We start from the raw sequence: 23,765 nt of genomic DNA, 5'->3' as shown, positions 1-23,765 counted from the left end.
AAGAAAGTGCGGATTTTTTGAATTTCAAAGGATCCGCACTTTTATTATGGGCTAATAACCGGCAGTTCATTTTTACTTTCCCGCTAACTTTGTTAAAATAAAGGAAGTAAGATGTAACGGGAGGCTTTTTGATGGCTGAAAAAAAATTACTATTGATTGATGGAAATAGTGTCGCGTTTAGAGCTTTTTATGCTTTATATAATTCGGTTGACAGATTTACTAACCATGATGGCTTACACACCAATGCCTTATATGGCTTTAATACGATGTTAGATAAACTGTTAAAGACGGAGGAGCCAAGTAATATCTTAGTCGCATTTGATGCCGGGAAAAAAACATTTAGAACTGAAAAGTTTGCCGCCTATAAGGGTAATAGAAATAAAACGCCTAAGGAATTGACGGAACAATTACCCTACTTCCCAGATTTGTTGGCAGGGTATGGGATTAAGAGCTATCAATTAGTGAATTTTGAAGCTGATGATATTATTGGTACGATGGCTAAAGCGGCCGAAAATCAAGGCTACCAGGTGACGATTGTGACAGGTGACCGGGATTTAACTCAGCTAACTACTGACAAAGTAACGGTTGCCGTGACTAAAAAAGGTGTGTCTGAAGTTGAATACTATACGCCTGAATATATAGCCGAAAAATTTGCGGGGTTGAATCCTAGACAAATTATTGATATGAAGGCCTTGGTCGGGGATAGTTCCGATAATTATCCGGGGGTAACTAAGGTTGGAGAAAAGACCGCAATTAAGTTACTGACTCAATATGATAGTGTTGAGGGAATTTACCAAAATATCGAGCAAATGAAGCAATCTAAGCTAAAGGAAAATCTGCTCAACGATCGCGAGGTTGCTTTTTTATGCAAGGATTTGGCGGAAATTAGGCAAGACGCGCCGGTAGAAATTTCATTAGCCGATACGAAGTGGGCAGGAGTAGACGATGAGAAGTTACGGGCATTTTATCAAGAGATGGATTTCAAATCCTTCTTAAGTAAGATGCAAGTAAGTGAAGAAAAAACCGCAGCTCCATTAGAGTATACGGTCTTAACCGCGGCTAATTTGGACCTGATTTCTGAGCGGCAGCCTAAGGAAGTAGCCTTTTATTTAGAAATGGATGGTCCTAATTACCATAAAGCCGAGTTAACCGGCTTTAGTTTAAAGCTAGATGACAGTTATTTTGTTAGCCGCAACTGCCAGCTACTCAAGCAACCAGCCTTAAAGGAGCTTTTGGCTAAGCAAGCCGTAGACGTTTTTGATGGCAAACGCACTTACGTAGGCTTAAAGCGCTTAGGGTTAGAGTTAGCTCGGGTGGATTTTGACCTACTATTAGTGTCTTACTTATTAGACAACAGTGAAAATAGCAATGATTTAGGAATCTTAGCTCAGGCTCATGGCTACCAGGAAATAGCCAGTGATGAAGTGGTTTATGGTAAGGGGGCAAAATTTAAGCTCCCAAGTGACGATGCTGTTTACTTCAAGCATTTGGTTCATAAGGTCAAAGCGATTGCGGCATTAAAGGCGGATTTATACCAGCAGTTAAAGGCTAATCAACAAGAACAGCTTTACTTTGAAATGGAACGACCACTTTCGTTAGTGTTGGCGGAAATGGAATTAGCTGGAATTAAAGTAGACACCGATTGTTTAGAAAGCATGCAAAGTAAATTTAAAGAGCGGTTGGCGGAAATCGAGCAGGTTATTTATCAAGAGGCAGGTAAGGAATTTAACATTAACTCACCTAAGCAATTAGGCACGGTCTTGTTTGAGGATTTAGGTTTGCCTTACGCTAAAAAAACTAAAACAGGTTATTCGACCGCTGCTCCAATTTTAGAAAAATTACAAGGCCAGGCTCCAATCGTTGATAATATTTTACAATACCGGCAGTTAGCCAAGTTACAATCGACCTATGTTGAAGGTTTATTAAAAGTGGCTGATGAGGCTGACCATAAGGTGCATACGCGTTATACGCAAACCCTAACTGCCACGGGAAGATTGTCGTCTGTAGATCCTAATTTGCAAAATATTCCGGTTAGGTTAGAGGAAGGTAGGAAGATTCGCCAGGCCTTTGTTCCAAGTAAGCCCGGCTGGGAGATTTTTTCTTCCGATTACTCACAAATCGAATTACGGGTTCTAGCTCATATTTCGGGAGATGAAAACATGCAAGCGGCCTTCAAGAGTGGGCTCGATATCCATGCCAACACCGCAATGAATATTTTTAACTTAGATAGTCCGGATGAAGTAACCCCTAATTTAAGGCGACAAGCTAAGGCCGTTAACTTTGGAATTGTTTATGGGATTAGTGATTTTGGGTTAGCTAGAAACATTGGGATTACCAATAAAGAGGCAAAGACATTTATTGATAACTACTTTGCCGCCTTTCCTGGGGTGCATCAATATATGCAAAAGAGTGTTGCACTAGCTAAGAAGCAAGGCTATGTCGAAACCTTGTTTAAGCGGCGGCGTTATCTGCCCGACATTCATGCCAAGAACTTTAATTTACGGTCATTTGCTGAGCGAACTGCAATGAATACGCCAATTCAAGGGAGTGCAGCAGACATTATCAAAGTTGCCATGATTAGGATGAACGAGATGTTGGCTAAAGAAAACTTAGCTGCAAAAATGTTACTCCAAGTGCATGATGAATTGATTTTTGAAGCGCCAAAAGAAGAAATTCCAATTTTAGAACGCCTAGTCCCAGAGGTGATGGATTCGGCGGTTAAATTAACGGTGCCGTTAAAAGTTGAAAGCAAGCATGGACGCAGTTGGTTCGATGCTAAGTAAGGGGGAAATTAAATGCCAGAGTTACCAGAAGTTGAAACAGTTAGACGGGGCTTAATGTCTTTAGTAGCTGGAAGTAAGGTGAGCCAAGTAGAAGTTTTATATCCGAAAATGATTATAGGAGCTAGTGATGAATTCAAGCAGCGTTTAACCGGGCAGACGCTAGAGCGAATTGACCGACGGGGGAAATTTTTGCTGTTACGTTTTAGTAATGAGTGGACTGTGATTTCGCATTTACGGATGGAAGGTAAATATTTTGTCAGACAAGCGGACGCGCCTGTTGAAAAACACACGCACGTTATTTTTACTTTGGCTGACGGGCGCCAGTTGCGTTACAATGACGTGCGGAAGTTTGGGCGCATGCAATTAGTGCAGACTGGAAGTGAGCAGACGGTCAAGTCTTTAGCCAAACTAGGACCTGAACCGACCGCGGCTGAATTTTCCTTTGCAACATTTTATGAACAGTTGCAAAAAAAGAAAAAGGCCATCAAACCGGCTTTATTAGATCAAAATTTAGTGGTGGGCATTGGTAATATTTATGCTGATGAAATTTTATGGTTAAGTAAGGTCCATCCCGCTACCCCTTGTAACCAGTTAACCAGCAAGCAAGCCCAAGCGATTCATGACAACACAATTGAGGAGTTAAGCAAAGCAGTTGAAGCAGGGGGAACCACCATTCGTTCATATACCGATGCCTTTGAGCAGACGGGTTCCTTCCAATTCGCTCTACATGCTTACGGTCAGACAGGCAAGCCTTGTCCTCGCTGTCAAACGCCAATCGAAAAAATAGTGCTCGCACAACGGGGGACGCATTTTTGCCCTCACTGTCAACAGGTGAAGTAAAATGACTTATATTTTAGGATTAACCGGTGGAATTGCCAGTGGTAAATCGACTGTTAGTGCTTATTTAGCCCAAAATGGTGCCTTGATTATAGATGCTGATTTGATTGCTAGGCAGGTGGTGGCTAAAAGGAGTAGTGGTTTAAAGCAGATTGTGGCTAAGTTTGGTGAAGAAATCCTTACTGCCAGCGGTGAATTAGACCGTAAGAAATTAGGTAAGTTAGTTTTTAGCAATAAGGAATTGCTCAAAAACCTAACCGACATTACCGGGCCGCTAATTAGGGCAGAGATTTTACGTGAAATAGAGGCAGCTAAAAAAGCCCAAGTTAAACTGGTTGTTTTAGATATCCCCCTCCTGTTTGAAACAGGATATCAGACTTTATGTGACAAAGTAATGGTAGTAACAATCCCAAGCAAGTTGCAACTTGAACGGGTAATGAAGCGGGATAATCTAAGCGCAGCTGAAGCTCATAAAAGAATTGCTAACCAGTTGCCAGCAAGTAAGCGTAATGAGTTAGCGGATGTTTTAATTGACAATTCTAAAAGCGTTGCTGAAACCTATCAACAAGTGCTAAAATGGCTTAAGATAGAAGCTTTATGCTGATTTGCATAAATTTTAAGAATTAATACTGAGGTGAGGAACAATGAAGTGTCCCCAGTGTCATAATAATAGTTCACGGGTAGTAGATAGTCGGCCCGCTGATGATGGGCATGCTATTCGGCGGCGCCGTGAATGCGAACAGTGTGGTTATCGGTTTACAACCTTTGAACGAATTGAAGTAACCCCATTACTAGTAATTAAAAGAAATGGAACGCGTGAAGAGTTTAGTCGTGATAAAATCTTACGGGGGATTATGCGGGCGGCTGAAAAACGGCCTGTTGGCATGGATGAAATAACGAAAATTGTTGATCAAGTTGAAGCTAAGGTCCGAGCAGTTGGGGGAAACGAAATCTCTAGCCAAGCAATTGGACAGTATATAATGGATATCTTGGTAGATGTTGACGAGATAACCTATATTCGCTTTGCCAGTGTTTACCGCCAATTTAAGGATATGCGTGCTTTTGCTGATGAATTAAATGAATTGATGGATAGAGAGCATCATTAATAATTAATAAAGAAGGTAGAGGCGATGTTAAGGAGCGGGCGTGAAATTGTTGCCGGCTGGAAAGACTTGGATGTGCAAGCCGGTTTTATAATAACGGCTAAGACCTGGTTGAATCTAGAAATGGTCAGCCAGGCATTACCATTGTACCAGCCATTAATGGGGGTAAGTGCTTACGGGGTGTATGCCTTTTTGAGCGCCAATGTTGATTATAAGCCACTTTTGTCTAAGCGCAAGGCGCATAAAGAATTACTGGTGAACCTAGGTGTAGATTTGCCAACTTTTTATGAGGCGCGCATTAAGTTAGAGGCCCTAGGCCTTTTGAAAACTTATATGCAAGAGGATTCTTTAGGCAAGCTCTACATCTATGAAGTCCAACAACCATTGATGGGGCAGAGCTTTTTTACTGATGATTTGATGGCCGCCTTGCTGTTGGAAACGGTGGGGCAAAGACAATTTGAACAACTCGAAAGAAAGTACAATCCTAAGCAACTAAATCACCCTCAGGCGGTGGAAATTACCAAAAATTTATTAGAGGTGTATAAGTTAACACAGACAGATAATTTATATACCCCCAAAGTGATTGGTGGGCAAAAAGTTGCTGCAAGTAAGGTGGTTGCTAATTTAGAAGATGACCTAGACAAGCAGTTCTTACAGCAACTATTGACTAAATCCTTTATAAATGCCCAGGTATTAGTAGAGCACTATGATGCCCTAAAAACGGTCCACCTCCTTTATGGCTTAGATGAGTTACAGATAGTGCAGCTGCTAGAGCAGGCGGCCAATGTCCAAACAGGGCAAGTTGACTTGCTGAAATTTAAGCAATTAGCTAACCAGCAGTTTGAGAGTCGGTTAAATTTAAAGGCCAGTATCCAAACAGAAGTGGCACCGCCTGCCAAGGTGGATAATAGTGGAATGACCACTGAAGATTTACAATTAATAGCAGCTTGTCGGGCCTACTTACCCCTTGAATTTTTAGAGAAATTAAAGACGGACATGGGTACCTTTGCGACTAAAAATGAGCGCTACTTGGTTCAAAATTTAGTCGAACGACAAAGCCTACCTAATGCGGTGATTAATATTTTGATTCACTACCTATTGTCAGATCAAAATAAACCTTACTTTGGCTCTAATTTTGAAAGTATTGCAGCAGATTGGGCTAAAAAACAAATTAGCAATCCCGAAGATGCTATTAGACAGGTAAGGAGTTTTTATCAACGTAAAGATAAACAAGCTAAGCAAACGAAGTTTCAACCAGTTAAAAGACGGGTTATTCAAAAGGAGAGCTTACCAGCTTGGGCAAAACCTGATTATCAAGAAAAGGACACGCCTGATGACCCGGCTAAGAGTAAGCAAATTGAGCAGTTAATGGCTAAGATTAATGCTAAGAAGAAATCGGAAAGTTGAGGTGAGGCTAGTGGAAAATGTAGGTAAGGTATTGCAGGAAAAAATGAGGACGACTGATATGCGGCAACGCTACCAGAAGTTAGTCACTAAAGCATTAGCAGACCCTGATGTAAAAACTTTTCTGCAAGCACACCGGGCTGAATTGACCCAAGAAGATATCGAAAGAAGTGCTAGCAAACTATACGAGTACGTTAAAATTAAGGAAAATATTGCCCAGGGAAAAGAAATTCCCATGCAGGGTTATTCACCTAGTTTAATGATTTCGCAGCATAGGATAGAGGTTAACTATGTACCAACGGCTGAATTGCTAGCTCAAAGGGAACAATTAGCTAGACAGACGCGGGTGCGGACAATTAATATGCCTAAGAGTATTAGGCGGGCACGTATCGAAGATTATGATCAAACCAAGCGCCAAGACGTTTTAATGGCGGCGCTAGCTTTTATTGATGCCTATCAAGAACAACCACAGGAGTTTCATAAGGGAATGTATCTCCAAGGGAAATTTGGCGTGGGCAAAACGTTTTTATTAGCTGCGATTGCCAACGAATTAGCAGCTAATGGTTTTAAAAGTACCTTGGTTCATTTTCCTTCCTTTGCGGTTGAAATAAAAAGTGCGATTGGTGAAAATAACACTAAGCAGCTAATTGATGAAATCAAAAAAGCACCGGTATTAATGCTAGACGATATTGGGGCAGAACAGCTTAGTTCTTGGTTGCGTGATGATGTGTTAGGGGTTATTCTCCAATACCGCATGCAAGAAGAACTACCAACCTTTTTTAGTTCCAACCTAGCGATGGCCCAGCTAGAAAGTGAATATTTAACGGTCAATAACCGGGGGGAAGCAGAGCCTGTCAAGGCGCGCAGAATCATGGAACGAATCCGCTTTTTGGCCAGTGAGTATTTGGTAGAGGGGCCTAATCGTAGACAAAAGTAAATTTAAGCTTGCAATCTTTTTTAGATAGTGCTTAAATATAGTTAAATCGTGTAAGAGTTAAATGAAATTTAAGCAGGGAGCGAGGGCGTGACTGAAAACCTCGCAGTAAATTTTTTGCCGCTCTTATTTTAAGAGCCCAATGAAAAGTTGGGCCGGGTCGAACCCGTTAACAACGGACTTGAGGAGGTTAGGCTTAGTCTAGCCTTAAAAATCGGGTGGAACCACGTTAATGACGTCCCTAGTATCAGTAGATACTAGGGACTTTTTTATTTATCAATTCTAGGAGGAAGCAGAATGGGACAAATTAAAGTAACTTTTCCAGATGGTGCTGTCAAAGAATTTGCAGCTGGTGTTACAACGAAAGAAATTGCTGAGTCAATTTCAATCAGCCTTGCCAAAAAGGCAGTAGCTGGTAAGTACAATGGTAAGCTAGTTGCCTACCAAGCAGGCTTAACAGAAGATGGAGCGCTTGAAATTATCACTAAGGATTCTGACGAAGGGTTAGTTGTTTTATGGAATACAGCTTCTAAAGTGTTAGCTGCCGCTTTAAAGCAACTTTATCCAGAAATGCACTTTGGTCAAGGTCAAGAAACTGAACATGGTTTCTACTTCGATACCGATAACCAAGCAGGCCAAGTGGCAGAAACAGACTTTGAAAAAATTGAAGCCAAAATGAAGGAATTGGTAAAGGCTAACTTAGAGATTGAAACAGTCAGCTACTCAAAAGAAGAAGCGTTAAAATTAGTAGCCGGTGACCCTTATCAAACAGAGTTGGTTGAAGAACAAGCACAAGAAGGTCAAGTAATTGGTAAGAAGTTAGGCGATTTTGTAGACTTCTCTAATGTTGTGACCCTTGAAAAGACAGGGGCTGTTAAGGTCTTTAAGATTCTATCAGTAGCTGGTGCCTACTGGAAGGGTGCCTCAAGTAATCCAATGCTTCAACGGGTTTATGGGACTGCCTTCTTGAAGCAAAAAGACTTGGATGCAGAGTTAGTGCGGCAACAAGAGGCACGTGAACGTGACCACCGGGTAATCGGTAACAAGTTGGACTTGTTCTTTGTTGACCCTAAGGTTGGGGCAGGATTGCCATACTGGATGCCTAACGGTGCTACAATCAGACGGGCAATTGAACGTTACATCATCGATAAAGAAGTAGCTTGGGGCTTCCAACACGTTTATACCCCAGTTTTAGCTAACTTAGATCTCTATAAGCAATCCGGCCACTGGGACCACTACCGTGAAGATATGTTCCCACCAATGGATATGGGTGATGGTGAAATGCTTGAATTACGGCCAATGAACTGCCCATCTCACATTCAAGTCTTCAACCACCACAAGCGTTCATACCGGGAATTACCACTTCGAATCGCAGAATTAGGGATGATGCACCGTTATGAGAAATCCGGGGCCTTGACTGGTTTATCCCGTGTACGGGAAATGACGCTAAATGATGGTCATGACTTCATCGAACCAGATCACATCGAAGATGAAATTAAGACCTTGATTCAACTGATGACAGAAGTTTACCATGACTTTGATATCACTGACTATCGTTTCCGTCTTAGTTACCGGGATCCAGAAAATACTGAAAAGTATTTCGATGACGACGAAATGTGGGAAAAATCTCAAAGCAAGTTAAAAGCTGCTATGGATGATATGGGCTTAGAATACTTTGAAGCAGAAGGTGAAGCTGCATTCTATGGTCCTAAGATTGACGTGCAAACAAGAACTGCTCTGGGTGGCGAAGAAACATTGTCAACCATCCAATTGGACTTCTTATTACCTGAACGCTTCGACCTATCATACATTGGGGCCGATGGGCAAGAACACCGCCCAGTTATGGTTCACCGGGGAATTGTTTCAACAATGGAACGGTTCACAGCCTACCTAACCGAAATTTACAAGGGGGCTTTCCCAACTTGGTTGGCACCAAAGCAAGTTGAAATTATCCCGGTTAAAAATGAATTACACTTCGATTACGCTAAGCAACTTCAAAGTAAGTTAGCAGCTCACCATATCCGGGTTTCAATCGATGATCGTAACGAAAAGATGGGTTACAAGATTCGGCAAGCGCAAGTTAATAAGGTTCCATACACTTTAGTAGTTGGTGATAACGAAAAGGCCGAAGAAACTGTAACTGTACGTAAGTATGGTGAAGAACAAACTCAAGCTATGAGTCAAGCTGACTTTATGGCAATGTTGAGTCGCGATATCGAATCATACTCACGAAAAGAAAATTAAGCCTTGACAAGACTTAGTAATCTTTGTTACTATGTAAAAGTTGAGAAAAAAGCAGAGGCTCCCGCTTCTCGCCTAAGGAATAAGTGAGTTCCTGGGCAAGGATAACTGAAATTAATTCCGATAAAAACGGATTAGTGCGGGCGTCTAGTGATAGATGCCCGTTTTTTTCTGCATTTTCTCTGAGATTATTTGGAGGTGAAACGCCATAGCAGTTGATAAGATGGTAAATGACGGTATTCGCGCACGCGAATTACGTTTAATAGCAGTTGATGGTTCTCAACTTGGGGTAAAAACCAAGCAAGAAGCATTACAGTTAGCAGACCAAGCTAACTTAGACCTTGTGTTAGTGGCACCCAAAGCGAAGCCGCCTGTTGCCAAGATCATGGATTATGGGAAGTATCGTTTTGAGTTGCAGAAGAAACAGCGTGAAGCTCGGAAGAAGCAAAAAGTGGTTAACGTTAAGGAAGTCCGCTTAAGCCCAACGATTGACACGAATGACTTCAACACGAAGATGAAGAATGCACAAAAATTCCTTGCTAAGGGTGATAAAGTTAAGGTTTCGATTCGGTTTAAGGGTCGGGCGATTACCCATAAGGAAATTGGTCGTGACGTTCTTAATCGGTTCGCAGAGGAGACAAAAGAAGTGGCCACTGTTGAATCAAAACCAAAAATGGATGGGCGTAGCATGTTCTTAATGCTCGCACCTAAGGCTGAAAAATAACAGCTAAAATATCTAGGAGGAAGATTGTATCATGCCAAAACAAAAGACACACCGCGCATCAGCAAAACGCTTTAAGCGTACAGGAAATGGTGGTTTGAAGCGTTCAAACGCCTACACATCACACCGTTTCCACGGTAAGACTAAGAAGCAACGTCGCCAATTGCGCAAGGCATCAATGGTATCTGCTTCAGATATGAAACGTATCAAGCAAATGCTTTCCCAAATGAAATAAACTTTCATTGTTCGTTTTACACTGTAGTGCCAGTAGAAAGCACAGTTATAGATTATCTAGCCCAATGAGATGGCTAAAACAGACAAATTGTTTGTTTACTTTTAAGGAGGAATTCACATGCCACGTGTTAAAGGTGGAACAGTTACGCGTAAACGTCGTAAGCGCGTCTTAAAATTAGCTAAAGGTTACCGCGGTTCAAAGCATATTCAATTCAAGGTTGCTAAGCAACAAGTTATGAAGTCATACCAATATGCATTCCGTGATCGTCGTAAGACTAAGTCAAACTTCCGTAAATTATGGATTGCACGGATTAACGCTGCAGCACGTATGAATGATATTAGCTACAGCAAGTTAATGCACGGTTTGAAGTTAGCTGAAATTGATGTTAACCGTAAGATGTTAGCTGACCTTGCAGTTAACGATGCAGCTGCATTTACTGCAATCGTTGAAGAAGCTAAGAAGGCTTTAGCAAAATAAGCACTAGTTAATAAGGTAAAGGGCTGTGCCAGCAATGGTATGGCCCTTTTATTTTAGGTGAGAATTTCTTAATAGGTTAGCGGATAAGTTGCCTATTTTATAAATAATCAACTATAATTAAGAAAGATAAATTTTTAGGAAGGAAAAGCTAGTTTGAGTGACTAGTAGGGAAGGATGTTTAATAAATTCAAACCAACTTGGATGATAGAGTCAATTTATGATTTGCAACCGGCAGAATTAAAGGCACGGGGAATTAAGGTAGTGTTAACTGACCTGGATAATACATTGATTGCCTGGAATAATCCTTTGGGCACCCCCCAATTACGTGAATGGTTAGAGGTCATGAAGAAGGCCGAACTTCCGGTGGTGGTTGTTTCTAATAACAATCATCAGCGGGTAAAAAAGGCGGTGGCACCTTTTGGCTTGCCGTTTATTTCCCGGGCCCTAAAACCATTAGGACGTGGCATTAAGCTGGCGAAGAAACAATTTGACGTGCAAGATAGTGAATTAGTGCTGGTGGGTGACCAACTCTTAACAGACATTGCTGCTGCTAACCATACTAACATTCGTAGTATATTAGTTAAGCCAATCGTTCAAACTGATGCGTGGAATACACGGATTAATCGCGGGATTGAAAAAATTGTGAAAAAGCAATTACTAAAACAAGGTGACTTAAAGGAAAGTTGGGGGCATACACTAAATGACTGAATTAAATGAAGCTTTATATTGTATTGGTTGTGGGGCAAAGATTCAAACCGTGGATAAGAACCAACCAGGGTTTACACCGAAATCTGCTTTGGAAAAAGCTTTAGATACCAATGAAGTTTACTGCCAACGTTGTTTTAGGTTAAGACATTATAATGAGGTGGCAGATGTTTCTTTAACCGACGATGATTTCTTGGCCTTATTAAACCGTATTGGCGAAGCAGACGCCTTAATAGTAAACGTAATCGATATTTTTGATTTTAATGGTTCATTAATTCCTGGTCTGCATCGCTTCGTAGGCAATAATCCCGTTTTGATGGTGGGAAATAAGGAAGACTTGTTGCCTAAGTCTTTAAAACGCTCTAAGTTGCAAGATTGGGTTAGACAGGAAGCCAATAAGCAAGGGTTACGGCCGCTAGAGGTTGTTTTGACAAGTGCTAAGAAAAACCATTCGATTGACCGGTTGTTAGCCTTAATTGATAAGTACCGGCAAGGGCGAGATGTATACGTTGTGGGTGTTACTAACGTCGGGAAGTCGACATTAATTAACCAAATTATCAAGCAAAAAACGGGCATTAGTGATTTAATTACCACCTCACGCTTCCCAGGAACGACGTTAGATCGGATTGAAATTCCCTTTGGCGATGGACATGATTTAATTGATACCCCAGGGATTATTCACCGTCACCAAATGGCCCACTACTTGTCTGCTAAAACATTGAAATTGGCTAGTCCTCAAAAGGAAATTAAGCCTAAGGTTTATCAGTTAAATGAAGGCCAAACCCTCTTTTTAGGGGCGTTAGCGCGGTTTGATTATTTAGCAGGACCTAAGCAAGGGGTAGTTGCTTATCTAGATAATAACCTAATGATTCACAGAACCAAGACGCAAAATGCGGCTAGTTTTTATGATAAGCACGCAGGGGAATTGTTAGCTCCACCAAGTAAAGATGAGTTAGCCAAGTTTCCTAAGTTAGTGAGATTTGAGTTTAAAGTCGATGTTAAAAGCGACTTAGTCTTTGCTGGTTTAGGTTGGATTACGGTTAAAGCAGGAGCCGTTGTGGCAGGCTGGGCTCCTGAAGGAGTTGCGGTTGTCTTAAGACGGGCGATGGTTTAAGGAGGAAAATGATGGCAGAATTAAGAGGAAAACAAAAACGGTATCTAAGGAGTCAAGCACACGAGATGCGGCCCTTATTTCAAGTGGGTAAGGATGGACTTAGTGCCAACTGGCTCAAACAGATTGAAGATGCAATCGAAAAAAGAGAGTTATTAAAAATTAATTTATTACAAAATACGATGGTGGAAGTGGCTGAAGTAAAGGAATTTATTGAAGCGCACAGTCAAATTCAAGTGGTACAAACAATTGGACATGTTTTGGTCTTGTATTGTCCCGCTAAGAAAAAAGAACACCGGTCATATTCGCTAGAAGTGGCCAAATTATAGAAGAACTAGGAAGTGTTTTCGGTGACGGTTTGTACAGTTAAAACACCACAGGTAGCAGTTTTGAGTCAGGTGGACTACCAGGGGCCTAAGAAAAAAGTTGGCTTACTTGGGGGGACGTTTAACCCGCCTCACCTAGGTCACCTGGTAATGGCGGATCAAGTCTTAGATCAACTAGATTTAGATGAGGTCTTGCTGATGCCAGATAATCTGCCGCCCCATGTAGACACTAAGGAAACAATTGCGGCAAAGCAACGCTTAGAAATGGTGAAACTAAGTGTCGAGGGTAACCCTAAGTTAGGGATAGAAGATATTGAACTGAAGCGAGGCGGGGTATCTTACAGTTATGATACCGTTAAGTACCTAAAGCAGCTTCACCCAGAAAATGATTATTACTTTATCATAGGTGGCGACATGGTCGAATATTTACCTAAGTGGTATCGAATTGATGAGTTAGTTAAAATGATTCAGTTCGTAGCAGTTAGTCGTGAGGGTTTTAAACGGACTAGTAAGTATCCACTCTTGTGGGTAGATGTTCCTACAATCGGAGTTAGTTCATCACTAATTAGGCAAAAAGTAGCGCAAGGATGTTCAATCAAATATCTTGTAACGGATGGGGTAGCGCAATATATTGATAAAGAAGGGTTATATCGTGAATGAGTTAATATATAAAGAGGGAATTTTTCCAAGCAATAAGCGTGAAGAATTATTAACCCGGGTAGCGGCTAGTGTCAGTGAGTATCGTTATAAGCATATTTTAGGCGTTGAGCAGGCTGCTAGGAAACTTGCACTTAGATTTAATGAAGATGAGGAACTAGCTAGTATCGCTGCCTTGGTCCACGACTATGCTAAAGAAAGAAGTGACGCTGACTTCAAGCAAGTTATTATGGCCAATGGTTTAGATCAGGATTTATTGAACTGGAATAACTTCATTTGGCACGGAGTGGTTGGGGCCGAAATTATCAAAGCCGAGTTAAACATTAATGATGAACGCGTCTTAAATGCGGTGAGAAAGCATACGGTGGGCGCGGCCGTTATGACGACCCTTGATAAAATTATCTATGTAGCCGACTTTATCGAGGCTGGCCGTGATTTTCCGGGGGTTGAACTAGCCCGAAAATTAGCTGAAAAAGATTTAGATTTAGCAGTGGCTTATGAAACTAAACATACCTTAGAGTATTTACTGGCACAAAATAAAACAATCTACCCAGCGGCTATTTTAACCTATAATGCCTATGTCGCTGGTAAAAATATGGAGGATTTTAATGGATAGCAAAGAATTATTAGAAACAGTTGTAAAAGCAGCAGATAGTAAGCGGGCCGAAGAAATTGTGGCCTTAGACGTAGCAAATGTTAGTTTATTAGCTGACTATTTTGTTATTATGCAAGCCAATTCAGAACGGCAAGTAAAAGCGATTGCCGATGAGATTGAAGAAAAGGTTGCAGCAGCTGGCGTACAAGTTCGTGATATTGAAGGTAAAAACGCGGCTAACTGGGTACTATTGGACTTTGGTGACGTGGTGGTCCATGTCTTTAGAACAGAAACAAGACAATTTTATAACTTAGAAAAATTATGGGCTGAAGCACCACTAGTGGATGTTTCTGACTGGGTGAAAGACTAATGATTTATACGACCTTCGCACAGTTGTATGATGAGTTAATGGATCCAGACATGTATGCTAATTGGCTAGACCTAGTTAAAACCCAGCTTCCTGCTAATGCCAACTTGTTAGATTTAGCATGTGGTAGCGGGAGGTTAGCCGTTAGTTTGGCTCAAAATGGTTATCAAGTAGCAGGCTTAGATTTATCAGAAGAAATGTTAGCTTTGGCTGATTACCATGCTCGTCAAGCGGGGGTGGAGTTAGAGCTTTATCAAGGCGATATGACTGATTTGAGTCAGTTGGAAAATTATGAGTACGTTACTTGTTTTGCGGATTCCTTGTGTTATCTGCCAACCCAAGCTGATTTACAAGCTTGTTTTCAAGCGGTATACCAACACCTAGAGCCAGGTGGGAAATTCTTATTTGATGTGATTACCCCCTACAAGACCGATGTGGTTTATCCGGACTACATGTATAATTACAGCGACGAGGAGCAAGCTTTTTTGTGGAATAGCTACTCAGGGCAAGACGAGCACAGTGTTATTCATGATTTAACCTTTTTTATTTATGATGATAAAAAGGCCGCCTATGAACGCTTAAGCGAGCTTCACTATGAGCGGACCTATCCATTGGTGACGTATAAAACGATGTTGGCCCAAGCGGGTTTTAAACAAGTGGAAGTTAGCGCTGATTTTGCTAGGAAAGAGGCTACTAAAACTGATGAACGATGGTTTTTTATTTGTCAAAAGTAGGTGAGTAAACTGGAAGCTGTAGGAATTATTACTGAATACAATCCCTTTCATAATGGACATTTACACCAACTAAATGTAATTAAAGAAAAGGCACCCACGGCTTGTATCGTGGTGGTGATGAGTGGTAACTTCTTGCAAAGAGGCGAGCCTGCATGCTTAGATAAATGGACTCGGGCCAAAGAGGCACTTGTAAATGGAGTCGATTTAATAATTGAACTCCCGCCCCAAGCTTGCATTCAGCCTGCAGATAGGTTTGCCTTTAACGGCGTCAACGGATTAGCTAGCTTGGGGGTAGATTATCTAGTCTTTGGGGCGGAGCATGCAGAATATGATTTTATGAATTATGCTAGTCAAGTTCAAGGCTTAAAAGGCGAGTTTAAAAAGTACAATCAATCTTATGCGGCTAGTATTCAAGCTGCGATTACACAGGCCTTAGGTCATGAGTTAGCTGAGCCAAATGATTTATTAGCCTTAGCATATGCTAAGGCTAATTTAAAGCTGGGTTCACCTTTAAAGTTGCAACCTATTCAAAGAATCCAAGCTGGTTATCACGAGTTGGCCTTGAAAGCTGGTCAACAGATAGCAAGCGCCTCAGCGATTAGAAGCAATTACCAACAAGGGCGGCTAGCTGAATTAAGGACCTATGTTCCACATGAAACCTATGCCGACCTGAGTGCTAACTCCTTAGTTTTTTGGGATGATTTCTGGCCGTTTTTGCGCTATAAGTTATTAACAACTACGCCTAAGGAGTTAGCTAATATTTACGGGATGGCCGAGGGGATAGAGTACCGGTTAGTCCAAAAGGCTAATGAGCTGGCCCATGGTAGTAGCTTCGATGATTGGTTGCACGCAGTCAAAACCAAGCGTTTTACCTATACAAGGTTAGCCCGCCTGGCGGTTGCAATGTTATTGAACTTACAAACTGAAGATATCACAAGTTATAATGAAGCCCCTTATTTTAGGCTTTTAGGCTTTACCAAGCGGGGCCAAGAATACCTGAACGCTAAGAAAAAACAGTTTACTTATCCGTTAGTAACCAAGGTTACCCAAAAAGATGCTAAGGGGCCATTAGCGGTAGATTACCGGGTAGGGAAGCTTTATCAAAGTCTAACTGGTAAAGAGCAGGACTTGAAAAAGGCGCCACTGCGCATTTTTTAGAGGGGTGTCAAGGAAAAAGCATTGACAAAGTATTTTGACCCAAGTATAATAAATTTTGTTGCATTAGGAGGAAAATAGCATGAAATGGTCACTAAATGAGTTACGTCAAGCCGGCAGTGAACCGATTATGGTTAACGAAGAGCTTGATTTAACTTCAGCTTTAAAAAAGCGGCGTCCAGAGATAATTTCTGCTTCTAAGGTTGCTGTTCAAGGGCTTTTTTCCGTGGATAAATTAGGAGTTTTAGGTTATTTCAAGGTCCAAGTCGAGTTGACTTTGCCGTCTACTAGATCACTTGAACCAACGGTGTTGCCACTTTCATTTGAAGTCACGGAACACTATGTCTCCTACCATGAGCATGATTTGTCAGGCTTTGAAGATACTGACGTCGTGATTGTGTTAGACAAGGATATCCTTGATTTTGACAGAGTAATTGAAGATAATATTTTATTGCAAATTCCTATGCAGGTGTTGACAAAAGCAGAGCAACAAGCTCAGTCCAAGCAGATGCCTTCGGGCCAGGACTGGCGGGTTGTCAGTGAAAGTCAGTTGGAACAACTACGAAAAGATGAAAAAACACTTGATCCTAGGTTAGCGAAGTTAGCCGATTTTTTTGGAGAAAATCAAGAAGATTAGTTGCAAATTTTGGCTAGAACAAGTAAAATTCTTTTTGTTGGATATTTTTGAAATAGATTAAGGAGGTGTTTTCCCAATGGCTGTACCAGCACGTAAAACATCTAAGACACGTAAAAGATTACGTCGGACTCACTACAAGCTTACAGCGCCAGGCATGAGTGCATGCCCTAACTGTGGCGAATTACGTAAGTCTCACCACGTATGCTCAAACTGTGGCTACTACGGTGATAAAGAAGTCGTAAAAGTTAAATAATGATTGAAAGTAACCCTCGAAAAGCGCTACATATGGGTGTTTTTCGAGGGTTATTTTTTATTTTCGCTAGTCGTTTATAAGTATGGTAAAATGGTTGGTGATAACTAAAGGATAGAGAGGTTTCTTTTGAATGCAAGTACATAATGTAGAACTAACGATTAGTGCCGTTAAGCCTGAACAATATCCGGATAAAGGGTATCCAGAAATTGCTTTGGCAGGGCGGTCTAATGTTGGTAAATCATCGTTAATCAATAGTTTAATCAACCGGAAAAATTATGCACGGACTTCAAGTCAACCTGGTAAGACTCAAACCCTGAATTTTTACAATATTGAAGATGAATTATATTTTGTAGATGTACCTGGCTATGGTTATGCAAAGGTTTCGCAAAAGGAACGGGAAAAATGGGGCCGGATGCTAGAAACTTATTTTGAAAAACGTCAGGAGTTAAAAGGGGTAATTTCACTAGTTGATGCACGACACGAGCCAACTAAGTTAGACCAACAGATGGTAGAATTCTTGCACTACTATAATTTGCCATTACTGGTTGTGGGAACTAAACTCGATAAGATCCCTAAGAGTAAATGGAACAAGGCAGAAAGTACGATTAAAAAGACCTTGAAGTTAACCGGCAAGGATCAGTTAGTGTTGTTTTCTGCGGTAACTAAACAAGGTAAAGAAGATATTTGGGCTTGGATTGAACAACAAGCTCAATTAGAAAGTGGGGCTAATTAACTTGGAATTTAACGAGTATCAAGAAAAAGCAAACCGGACCCTATACGGAAATGAGCAGGTATTAACTAATTGTGCCTTGGGCTTAGCAGGAGAAGCAGGGCAGTTAATTTATTTGATTAAAGATTATACTTTCAAAGGTAAGGAATTAGATAGGGACAAAATGATTCATGAGATAGGAGATGTCTTGTGGTATTTGTCGCAGATTGCTCAGTGGGCCGATATTCCTTTCGATGAAGTGGCTAAAAATAATATTGAAACCTTAAACAAGCGTTATCCAGACGGATATTCACCAGCTAAATAAATTAAAAATCTACGTACTATAAACTCACACTAGTTCATAGTACGTAGATTTTTTAGTAAAGTTAGCTAGCTTAGTTTTTAGAACGAGGCTTTTTTTCGCTCTTGTCAGCAGCTTCTGCTTGTTTGGAATCAGCCTTTTTTTTAGGTGGTTCTATTGGATCAAGCGCAAATTTATTGAATAAGGTTTCAAGATCGACTTGTTGATTAACCTTTAAACTCATGGTAGTCACTCCCTATTTTTTCTCAAGAATAACAGTTTTGGTTGAAAAATTCAATTAGTCAGCCTAAGGCTTACTGCATATTTTTTACTTAATAATTAGCCTGAATTAAAGGATAAATCATAAATTAAGCGGGATTTATAGGGCTGGACGTGGGAACAAGCAAAATGAATATTTACATTTTATATTCATTTTATCGTTTTATATTGCATAAATAACCATTAGATAGTATACTAAGACACATCATCAGGAAATAAAAAGAGGGAGAGCTTATGAAAAAACTAAAGCAATTATTGATATTATTTACATTGTTAGTAACGCTATTTATACCTGTCAGTCAAATCAAAGCTGCTGATAATGAGGGGGCAGCAACTAATAGTAGTCAAACAACTGACGATTCGCTACAAAAAGTAAAAGATAAGGGGACTTTGGTAGTAGGGCTAAGTGCCGACTATCCACCTTATGAATTTACGGCTAAAGTTGATGGCAAAACAAAGTATGTTGGGATTGATATTGATCTAGCTAAGCAATTTGCAAAAGATATGGGTGTAAAGTTAGTAATTAAGAATATGAACTTTGATTCATTATTAGTAGCACTTGAAACTCATAAAGTTGACGCGGTTATTTCCGGAATGAACCCAACTCCGGAAAGACAAAAGAGCGTAGATTTTTCAAATATCTATTATACTGGTGGCAAGTATATTGTTATCAATAAAAAAGATAAGACTAAGTACACAACGAAAGACAGTTTTTCCGGCCAAACTGTTGGGGCACAAAATGGGACGTTAGAATACTCCTTAATCCAAAAACAAATGGATGGTGCCAAGGTTAAAGGGTTGGCTAAATTAAATAACCTAATTTTAGCTTTACAATCTGGCAAAGTCGCAGGGGTCTTAATGGAAGAGGCAACGGCTAAGGCCTATGTTCAAAACAATAGTAATTTATACGCTTTTAATTCAAAAGTTAAAGTCAATACGAATGAAACCGGGACTGCGATTGCTTTTCCTAAGGGGTCTGCTAGTCTAGTTGCAGCAGCTAACAAGACGATTGCGGATGTTAAGAAGGCTGATTTAATCGACCAACAATATGTTCCTAACGCAGCCCAATATATGCAAACAGCAAGTAAGCAAAATACAATGTTGAACTACTGGACTTACTTCGCTAAGGGCTTGGAATACACCTTATTAATTACTGTGGTGGCTGTTTTCTTCGGCTTTATCTTAGGGGTCCTTTTAGCTTTAATGCGCTTGTCAAACGGCAAAATTTTACACAGTCTAGCTGTTGCCTACATTGAATTTATCCGGGGAACTCCATTGATGGTGCAAGTAATGTTTGTTTACTTTGGGGTTGGGGCGATTATCCAATCCTTACCAGCATTAGTAGCAGGGATTATTGCGGTGTCACTAAACTCCGCCGCTTACGTAGCAGAGGTTATTAGATCCGGGATTGAATCGATTGCTATCGGTCAAACAGAAGCAGCTAGAAGTTTAGGTTTGAGTCAAAAGCAAACCTACCAATACGTTGTCATTCCCCAAGCCATCAAGAACATTTGGCCAGCATTAGGTAATGAATTTATCACTTTAATCAAGGAAAGTTCGATTGTTTCAGTTATTGGTGTAGGTGATTTAATGTATCAGACCCAATTAGTACAATCAGCAACCTATAAAGGGGTAATGCCACTATTTATCACGATGTTGATTTACTTTGTAGTAACATTTACGTTATCGAAAGTATTAAACTATTTTGAAGGGAAGATGAAACATGCCTAAAACAATAGTTGAAGTTAAGAACTTAAAAAAGGTTTATGGAAAAAACGAAGTCTTAAAAGATATCTCTGAAAAGGTAGAACAAGGTCAAGTTATTTGTGTAATTGGACCATCCGGTTCAGGAAAAAGTACCTTTTTACGGTGCCTAAATGTGTTAGAAAAACCAACGGCGGGGAAGGTAATTTTTGAAGGTAGTGAACTAACCAATATTTCAGATAAAGAGCTAAATGTATTAAGAGAAAAGATGGGGATGGTTTTTCAAAGCTTCAACCTCTTCCCTAACATGACCGTTTTGGAAAATATCAAGTTGGCGCCAATGAAAGTTAAGGGGGTTAGTGAAACTGAGGCAGAAACAACTGCTAAAGAGTTACTAGCCAAAGTAGGACTAGCGGATAAAGCCAGCCAATTTCCTCAAAGTTTATCTGGGGGACAACAACAACGGGTAGCAATTGCGCGAGCTTTAGCGATGAATCCAGAAGTAATGCTGTTTGACGAACCAACTAGTGCGCTAGACCCAGAAATGGTTGGGGAAGTTTTAAAAGTTATGCGTGATTTAGCCGATTCAGGGATGACGATGATTGTAGTCACTCATGAAATGGGATTTGCAAAAGAAGTAGCAGACCAGGTATGGTTTATGGCTGATGGTTATATTCAAGAAGTAGCAAGTCCAGATGAATTCTTCAGTAACCCTAAGTCAGAACGGGCGAAAGATTTTTTGAATAAGATTCTGTAAAGTAGGGATAGAAATAGGGTAATGAATCATAGAAGATTCGTTGCCCTATTTTTTTATGATTTAAATTGTTATTTAATTGCTAATCTATATAAAAAAGTGTTGACTAAGTTGCTTAAAGCAGGTATGATATAAAAGTCGACTGCTTAAGATATTAATCCGGTGGTTAATCCAGTTTAAATCACTTTTAGTCAGTTAAGATAAAAAACACTTGACAGATACATGAAAGTTGAGTAAACTGAAATAGTTGTCGCTAGAAATTATTTTTAATGATTGTTAAAAATAATTCTTGACAGTTAAAGTGATAGCTGTTAGAATTTTAAGAGTTGTCGCTACTGTTAATTGGTGATGGCATTTGAGTAGATCTTTGAAAACTGAACAAAGTTTTAGACAAACCAAATGTGTAGGGTCAGTTGGAAACAACTGCAAAAACATTTGCGAAGTCAATTCGCTAGTATAAAAATGAGTCACAAATTCTAAAATGAGAGTTTGATCCTGGCTCAGGACGAACGCTGGCGGCGTGCCTAATACATGCAAGTCGAACGCTTTTTTCAATCATCGTAGCTTGCTACACCGATTGAAAATTGAGTGGCGAACGGGTGAGTAACACGTGGGTAACCTGCCCAAAAGAGGGGGATAACACTTGGAAACAGGTGCTAATACCGCATAACCATGATGACCGCATGGTCATTATGTAAAAGATGGTTTCGGCTATCACTTTTGGATGGACCCGCGGCGTATTAACTTGTTGGTGGGGTAACGGCCTACCAAGGTAATGATACGTAGCCGAACTGAGAGGTTGATCGGCCACATTGGGACTGAGACACGGCCCAAACTCCTACGGGAGGCAGCAGTAGGGAATCTTCCACAATGGGCGCAAGCCTGATGGAGCAACGCCGCGTGAGTGAAGAAGGTCTTCGGATCGTAAAACTCTGTTGTTAGAGAAGAACATGCGAGAGAGTAACTGTTCTTGTATTGACGGTATCTAACCAGAAAGCCACGGCTAACTACGTGCCAGCAGCCGCGGTAATACGTAGGTGGCAAGCGTTGTCCGGATTTATTGGGCGTAAAGGGAACGCAGGCGGTCCTTTAAGTCTGATGTGAAAGCCTTCGGCTTAACCGAAGAATTGCATTGGAAACTGGAGGACTTGAGTGCAGAAGAGGAGAGTGGAACTCCATGTGTAGCGGTGAAATGCGTAGATATATGGAAGAACACCAGTGGCGAAAGCGGCTCTCTGGTCTGTAACTGACGCTGAGGTTCGAAAGTGTGGGTAGCAAACAGGATTAGATACCCTGGTAGTCCACACCGTAAACGATGAATGCTAAGTGTTGGAGGGTTTCCGCCCTTCAGTGCTGCAGCTAACGCAATAAGCATTCCGCCTGGGGAGTACGACCGCAAGGTTGAAACTCAAAGGAATTGACGGGGGCCCGCACAAGCGGTGGAGCATGTGGTTTAATTCGAAGCAACGCGAAGAACCTTACCAGGTCTTGACATCTTTTGACCATCTTAGAGATAAGATTTTCCCTTCGGGGACAAAATGACAGGTGGTGCATGGCTGTCGTCAGCTCGTGTCGTGAGATGTTGGGTTAAGTCCCGCAACGAGCGCAACCCTTGTTGTCAGTTGCCAGCATTAAGTTGGGCACTCTGGCGAGACTGCCGGTGACAAACCGGAGGAAGGTGGGGACGACGTCAAGTCATCATGCCCCTTATGACCTGGGCTACACACGTGCTACAATGGACGGTACAACGAGTCGCAAACTCGCGAGGGCAAGCTAATCTCTTAAAGCCGTTCTCAGTTCGGATTGTAGGCTGCAACTCGCCTGCATGAAGTCGGAATCGCTAGTAATCGCGAATCAGCATGTCGCGGTGAATACGTTCCCGGGCCTTGTACACACCGCCCGTCACACCATGAGAGTTTGTAACACCCAAAGCCGGTGGGGTAACCTTTTAGGAGCTAGCCGTCTAAGGTGGGACAGATGATTGGGGTGAAGTCGTAACAAGGTAGCCGTAGGAGAACCTGCGGCTGGATCACCTCCTTTCTAAGGAAAATTACGGAAACCTACACGGGGTTTAAAACTTTGTTTAGTTTTGAGAGTTCTACTCTCAAACTTGTTCTTTGAAAACTAGATATTTATTCTATTTCTTATTTAATGAAAAACCGAGAAAACACCGCGTTTTAAAGAGTTAAAACAAGAATTAGTTCTTAATCGCAAACTCATAGCTTAAATTATTAAGCGAGGTTAAGTTATTAAGGGCGCATGGTGGATGCCTTGGCACTAGGAGCCGATGAAGGACGTGACTAACTGCGATATGCTTCGGGGAGTTGTAAGTAAACTGTGAACCGGAGATTTCCGAATGGGGCAACCCAGCAGGCCTAACGGCCTGTTATCGCTAAGTGAATTCATAGCTTAGTTGAAGGTAGACGTGGGGAACTGAAACATCTAAGTACCCATAGGAAGAGAAAGAAATTCGATTCCCCCAGTAGCGGCGAGCGAAGAGGGAAGAGCCCAAACCGAGAAGCTTGCTTCTCGGGGTTGTAGGACTGGACTTTAGAGTTACCAAGAGATTTGATAGTTGAATGATTTGGGAAAATCAGCCAGAGAAGGTGAGAGCCCTGTAAACGAAATTAAGTCTCCTCTGTCCAGGATCCTGAGTACGGCGGAACACGTGAAACTCCGTCGGAATCCGGGAGGACCATCTCCCAAGGCTAAATACTACCTAGTGACCGATAGTGAACCAGTA

At 41.2% G+C, this 23,765-nt stretch carries 25 protein-coding genes, 2 rRNA genes and 1 other annotated feature (1 of these 28 only partly in view); of the genes, 26 read left to right on the top strand and 1 reads right to left on the bottom strand.

Going from position 1 to position 23,765, the window contains the following annotated elements; translation table 11 throughout:
- Positions 1 to 131: 131 nt before the first annotated feature.
- The 22 genes from polA to N4597_RS07265 all read left to right on the top strand — a co-directional run bounded on the left by polA (position 132) and on the right by N4597_RS07265 (position 18,309).
- Complete coding sequence (polA, locus tag N4597_RS07370) at positions 132 to 2,783, top strand: DNA polymerase I (protein ID WP_260903179.1); 2,652 nt, start codon at positions 132 to 134, stop codon at positions 2,781 to 2,783.
- A 12-nt stretch (positions 2,784 to 2,795) separates the two neighbouring features.
- Positions 2,796 to 3,623: a DNA-formamidopyrimidine glycosylase gene (mutM, locus tag N4597_RS07365; RefSeq protein ID WP_089144913.1), complete on the top strand. Its 828-nt coding sequence runs from the start codon at positions 2,796 to 2,798 to the stop codon at positions 3,621 to 3,623.
- Between the two features lies 1 nt (position 3,624).
- Positions 3,625 to 4,224, top strand: coding sequence for a dephospho-CoA kinase (coaE, locus tag N4597_RS07360; protein ID WP_260903178.1), 600 nt, complete (start codon positions 3,625 to 3,627; stop codon positions 4,222 to 4,224).
- Between the two features lie 40 nt (positions 4,225 to 4,264).
- Complete coding sequence (gene nrdR / locus N4597_RS07355; protein ID WP_089144915.1) at positions 4,265 to 4,726, top strand: transcriptional regulator NrdR; 462 nt, start codon at positions 4,265 to 4,267, stop codon at positions 4,724 to 4,726.
- 24 nt (positions 4,727 to 4,750) lie between these two features.
- Positions 4,751 to 6,130 (top strand): replication initiation and membrane attachment family protein, encoded by a 1,380-nt coding sequence (locus N4597_RS07350; protein ID WP_094051171.1) that lies wholly within the window; start codon positions 4,751 to 4,753, stop codon positions 6,128 to 6,130.
- A gap of 10 nt (positions 6,131 to 6,140) precedes the next feature.
- Positions 6,141 to 7,064, top strand: coding sequence for a primosomal protein DnaI (dnaI, locus tag N4597_RS07345; protein WP_260903176.1), 924 nt, complete (start codon positions 6,141 to 6,143; stop codon positions 7,062 to 7,064).
- 294 nt (positions 7,065 to 7,358) lie between these two features.
- Entirely contained in the window at positions 7,359 to 9,305 is a 1,947-nt protein-coding gene (gene thrS, locus N4597_RS07340) for a threonine--tRNA ligase (protein ID WP_056976385.1), read from the top strand.
- Positions 9,306 to 9,348: 43 nt separating this feature from the next.
- Positions 9,349 to 9,479: a sequence feature (ribosomal protein L20 leader region), on the top strand.
- A gap of 46 nt (positions 9,480 to 9,525) precedes the next feature.
- Entirely contained in the window at positions 9,526 to 10,026 is a 501-nt protein-coding gene (gene infC, locus N4597_RS07335) for a translation initiation factor IF-3 (protein ID WP_050611074.1), read from the top strand.
- 31 nt (positions 10,027 to 10,057) lie between these two features.
- Complete coding sequence (gene rpmI, locus N4597_RS07330; protein ID WP_003699793.1) at positions 10,058 to 10,258, top strand: 50S ribosomal protein L35; 201 nt, start codon at positions 10,058 to 10,060, stop codon at positions 10,256 to 10,258.
- A gap of 117 nt (positions 10,259 to 10,375) precedes the next feature.
- Positions 10,376 to 10,735 (top strand): 50S ribosomal protein L20, encoded by a 360-nt coding sequence (gene rplT / locus N4597_RS07325; protein WP_050611073.1) that lies wholly within the window; start codon positions 10,376 to 10,378, stop codon positions 10,733 to 10,735.
- Between the two features lie 174 nt (positions 10,736 to 10,909).
- Entirely contained in the window at positions 10,910 to 11,443 is a 534-nt protein-coding gene (locus tag N4597_RS07320; protein WP_050611072.1) for a YqeG family HAD IIIA-type phosphatase, read from the top strand.
- Entirely contained in the window at positions 11,436 to 12,554 is a 1,119-nt protein-coding gene (yqeH, locus tag N4597_RS07315; protein WP_260903164.1) for a ribosome biogenesis GTPase YqeH, read from the top strand. The genes N4597_RS07320 and yqeH overlap by 8 nt, the downstream gene beginning before the upstream one ends.
- 11 nt (positions 12,555 to 12,565) lie before the next feature.
- Positions 12,566 to 12,880 carry a ribosome assembly RNA-binding protein YhbY gene (yhbY, locus tag N4597_RS07310; RefSeq protein WP_050611070.1) on the top strand — a complete coding sequence of 105 codons (315 nt, stop codon included), beginning with the start codon at positions 12,566 to 12,568 and terminating at the stop codon, positions 12,878 to 12,880.
- A 21-nt stretch (positions 12,881 to 12,901) separates the two neighbouring features.
- Positions 12,902 to 13,537, top strand: a complete 636-nt coding sequence (locus N4597_RS07305) for a nicotinate-nucleotide adenylyltransferase (RefSeq protein ID WP_050611069.1) — start codon at positions 12,902 to 12,904, stop codon at positions 13,535 to 13,537.
- On the top strand, positions 13,530 to 14,150 hold the full coding sequence (yqeK, locus tag N4597_RS07300; protein ID WP_050611068.1) for a bis(5'-nucleosyl)-tetraphosphatase (symmetrical) YqeK: 621 nt from the start codon (positions 13,530 to 13,532) through the stop codon (positions 14,148 to 14,150). The genes N4597_RS07305 and yqeK overlap by 8 nt, the downstream gene beginning before the upstream one ends.
- Entirely contained in the window at positions 14,143 to 14,499 is a 357-nt protein-coding gene (gene rsfS / locus N4597_RS07295) for a ribosome silencing factor (RefSeq protein ID WP_050611067.1), read from the top strand. The genes yqeK and rsfS overlap by 8 nt, the downstream gene beginning before the upstream one ends.
- Positions 14,499 to 15,230 carry a class I SAM-dependent DNA methyltransferase gene (locus N4597_RS07290; RefSeq protein WP_056976375.1) on the top strand — a complete coding sequence of 244 codons (732 nt, stop codon included), beginning with the start codon at positions 14,499 to 14,501 and terminating at the stop codon, positions 15,228 to 15,230. The genes rsfS and N4597_RS07290 overlap by 1 nt, the downstream gene beginning before the upstream one ends.
- A gap of 9 nt (positions 15,231 to 15,239) precedes the next feature.
- Positions 15,240 to 16,388: a nucleotidyltransferase gene (locus N4597_RS07285; protein WP_260905255.1), complete on the top strand. Its 1,149-nt coding sequence runs from the start codon at positions 15,240 to 15,242 to the stop codon at positions 16,386 to 16,388.
- 79 nt (positions 16,389 to 16,467) lie between these two features.
- Positions 16,468 to 17,022, top strand: a complete 555-nt coding sequence (locus tag N4597_RS07280; RefSeq protein WP_056976373.1) for a DUF177 domain-containing protein — start codon at positions 16,468 to 16,470, stop codon at positions 17,020 to 17,022.
- A 76-nt stretch (positions 17,023 to 17,098) separates the two neighbouring features.
- Positions 17,099 to 17,275, top strand: coding sequence for a 50S ribosomal protein L32 (gene rpmF / locus N4597_RS07275; RefSeq protein WP_082174174.1), 177 nt, complete (start codon positions 17,099 to 17,101; stop codon positions 17,273 to 17,275).
- A gap of 130 nt (positions 17,276 to 17,405) precedes the next feature.
- Positions 17,406 to 18,008, top strand: a complete 603-nt coding sequence (gene yihA / locus N4597_RS07270; RefSeq protein WP_260903153.1) for a ribosome biogenesis GTP-binding protein YihA/YsxC — start codon at positions 17,406 to 17,408, stop codon at positions 18,006 to 18,008.
- 1 nt (position 18,009) lies between these two features.
- Positions 18,010 to 18,309 carry a nucleoside triphosphate pyrophosphohydrolase family protein gene (locus tag N4597_RS07265; protein ID WP_260903152.1) on the top strand — a complete coding sequence of 100 codons (300 nt, stop codon included), beginning with the start codon at positions 18,010 to 18,012 and terminating at the stop codon, positions 18,307 to 18,309.
- 70 nt (positions 18,310 to 18,379) lie between these two features.
- Here the strand turns inward: N4597_RS07265 and N4597_RS07260 are convergent, their stop codons facing one another.
- Entirely contained in the window at positions 18,380 to 18,529 is a 150-nt protein-coding gene (locus N4597_RS07260; RefSeq protein WP_167588933.1) for an SPJ_0845 family protein, read from the bottom strand.
- 269 nt (positions 18,530 to 18,798) lie between these two features.
- On the opposite strand from N4597_RS07260, the gene N4597_RS07255 reads away from it, so the two are divergent.
- The 4 genes from N4597_RS07255 to N4597_RS07240 all read left to right on the top strand — a co-directional run.
- Positions 18,799 to 20,295 (top strand): ABC transporter substrate-binding protein/permease, encoded by a 1,497-nt coding sequence (locus tag N4597_RS07255; RefSeq protein WP_260903149.1) that lies wholly within the window; start codon positions 18,799 to 18,801, stop codon positions 20,293 to 20,295.
- Positions 20,288 to 21,025 (top strand): amino acid ABC transporter ATP-binding protein, encoded by a 738-nt coding sequence (locus N4597_RS07250; protein WP_056976369.1) that lies wholly within the window; start codon positions 20,288 to 20,290, stop codon positions 21,023 to 21,025. The genes N4597_RS07255 and N4597_RS07250 overlap by 8 nt, the downstream gene beginning before the upstream one ends.
- A gap of 474 nt (positions 21,026 to 21,499) precedes the next feature.
- Positions 21,500 to 23,062, top strand: a 16S ribosomal RNA gene (locus N4597_RS07245).
- A gap of 199 nt (positions 23,063 to 23,261) precedes the next feature.
- Positions 23,262 to 23,765 (top strand): 23S ribosomal RNA (locus N4597_RS07240); it runs 2,414 nt beyond the window's last position.
- Together the 16S and 23S rRNA genes form the textbook arrangement of a ribosomal RNA operon.

This window comes from Ligilactobacillus agilis, assembly GCF_025311475.1.
GTDB classification, from domain to species: domain Bacteria; phylum Bacillota; class Bacilli; order Lactobacillales; family Lactobacillaceae; genus Ligilactobacillus; species Ligilactobacillus agilis.
The sequence above is the reverse complement of the archived record's forward strand: the minus strand, read 5'-3'. Positions and strand labels throughout refer to the sequence as shown.

Excerpts from the sequence above, each read along its gene's own strand:
- polA (WP_260903179.1), top strand. The coding sequence starts at position 132 with ATGGCTGAAAAAAAATTACTATTGATTGATGGAAATAGTGTCGCGTTT.
- mutM (WP_089144913.1), top strand. The coding sequence starts at position 2,796 with ATGCCAGAGTTACCAGAAGTTGAAACAGTTAGACGGGGCTTAATGTCT.
- coaE (WP_260903178.1), top strand. The coding sequence starts at position 3,625 with ATGACTTATATTTTAGGATTAACCGGTGGAATTGCCAGTGGTAAATCG.
- nrdR (WP_089144915.1), top strand. The coding sequence starts at position 4,265 with ATGAAGTGTCCCCAGTGTCATAATAATAGTTCACGGGTAGTAGATAGT.
- N4597_RS07350 (WP_094051171.1), top strand. The coding sequence starts at position 4,751 with ATGTTAAGGAGCGGGCGTGAAATTGTTGCCGGCTGGAAAGACTTGGAT.
- thrS (WP_056976385.1), top strand. The coding sequence starts at position 7,359 with ATGGGACAAATTAAAGTAACTTTTCCAGATGGTGCTGTCAAAGAATTT.
- infC (WP_050611074.1), top strand. The coding sequence starts at position 9,526 with ATGGTAAATGACGGTATTCGCGCACGCGAATTACGTTTAATAGCAGTT.
- rpmI (WP_003699793.1), top strand. The coding sequence starts at position 10,058 with ATGCCAAAACAAAAGACACACCGCGCATCAGCAAAACGCTTTAAGCGT.
- rplT (WP_050611073.1), top strand. The coding sequence starts at position 10,376 with ATGCCACGTGTTAAAGGTGGAACAGTTACGCGTAAACGTCGTAAGCGC.
- N4597_RS07320 (WP_050611072.1), top strand. The coding sequence starts at position 10,910 with ATGTTTAATAAATTCAAACCAACTTGGATGATAGAGTCAATTTATGAT.
- yqeH (WP_260903164.1), top strand. The coding sequence starts at position 11,436 with ATGACTGAATTAAATGAAGCTTTATATTGTATTGGTTGTGGGGCAAAG.
- yhbY (WP_050611070.1), top strand. The coding sequence starts at position 12,566 with ATGGCAGAATTAAGAGGAAAACAAAAACGGTATCTAAGGAGTCAAGCA.
- rsfS (WP_050611067.1), top strand. The coding sequence starts at position 14,143 with ATGGATAGCAAAGAATTATTAGAAACAGTTGTAAAAGCAGCAGATAGT.
- N4597_RS07290 (WP_056976375.1), top strand. The coding sequence starts at position 14,499 with ATGATTTATACGACCTTCGCACAGTTGTATGATGAGTTAATGGATCCA.
- N4597_RS07280 (WP_056976373.1), top strand. The coding sequence starts at position 16,468 with ATGAAATGGTCACTAAATGAGTTACGTCAAGCCGGCAGTGAACCGATT.
- rpmF (WP_082174174.1), top strand. The coding sequence starts at position 17,099 with ATGGCTGTACCAGCACGTAAAACATCTAAGACACGTAAAAGATTACGT.
- yihA (WP_260903153.1), top strand. The coding sequence starts at position 17,406 with ATGCAAGTACATAATGTAGAACTAACGATTAGTGCCGTTAAGCCTGAA.
- N4597_RS07260 (WP_167588933.1), bottom strand. The coding sequence starts at position 18,529 with ATGAGTTTAAAGGTTAATCAACAAGTCGATCTTGAAACCTTATTCAAT.
- N4597_RS07255 (WP_260903149.1), top strand. The coding sequence starts at position 18,799 with ATGAAAAAACTAAAGCAATTATTGATATTATTTACATTGTTAGTAACG.
- N4597_RS07250 (WP_056976369.1), top strand. The coding sequence starts at position 20,288 with ATGCCTAAAACAATAGTTGAAGTTAAGAACTTAAAAAAGGTTTATGGA.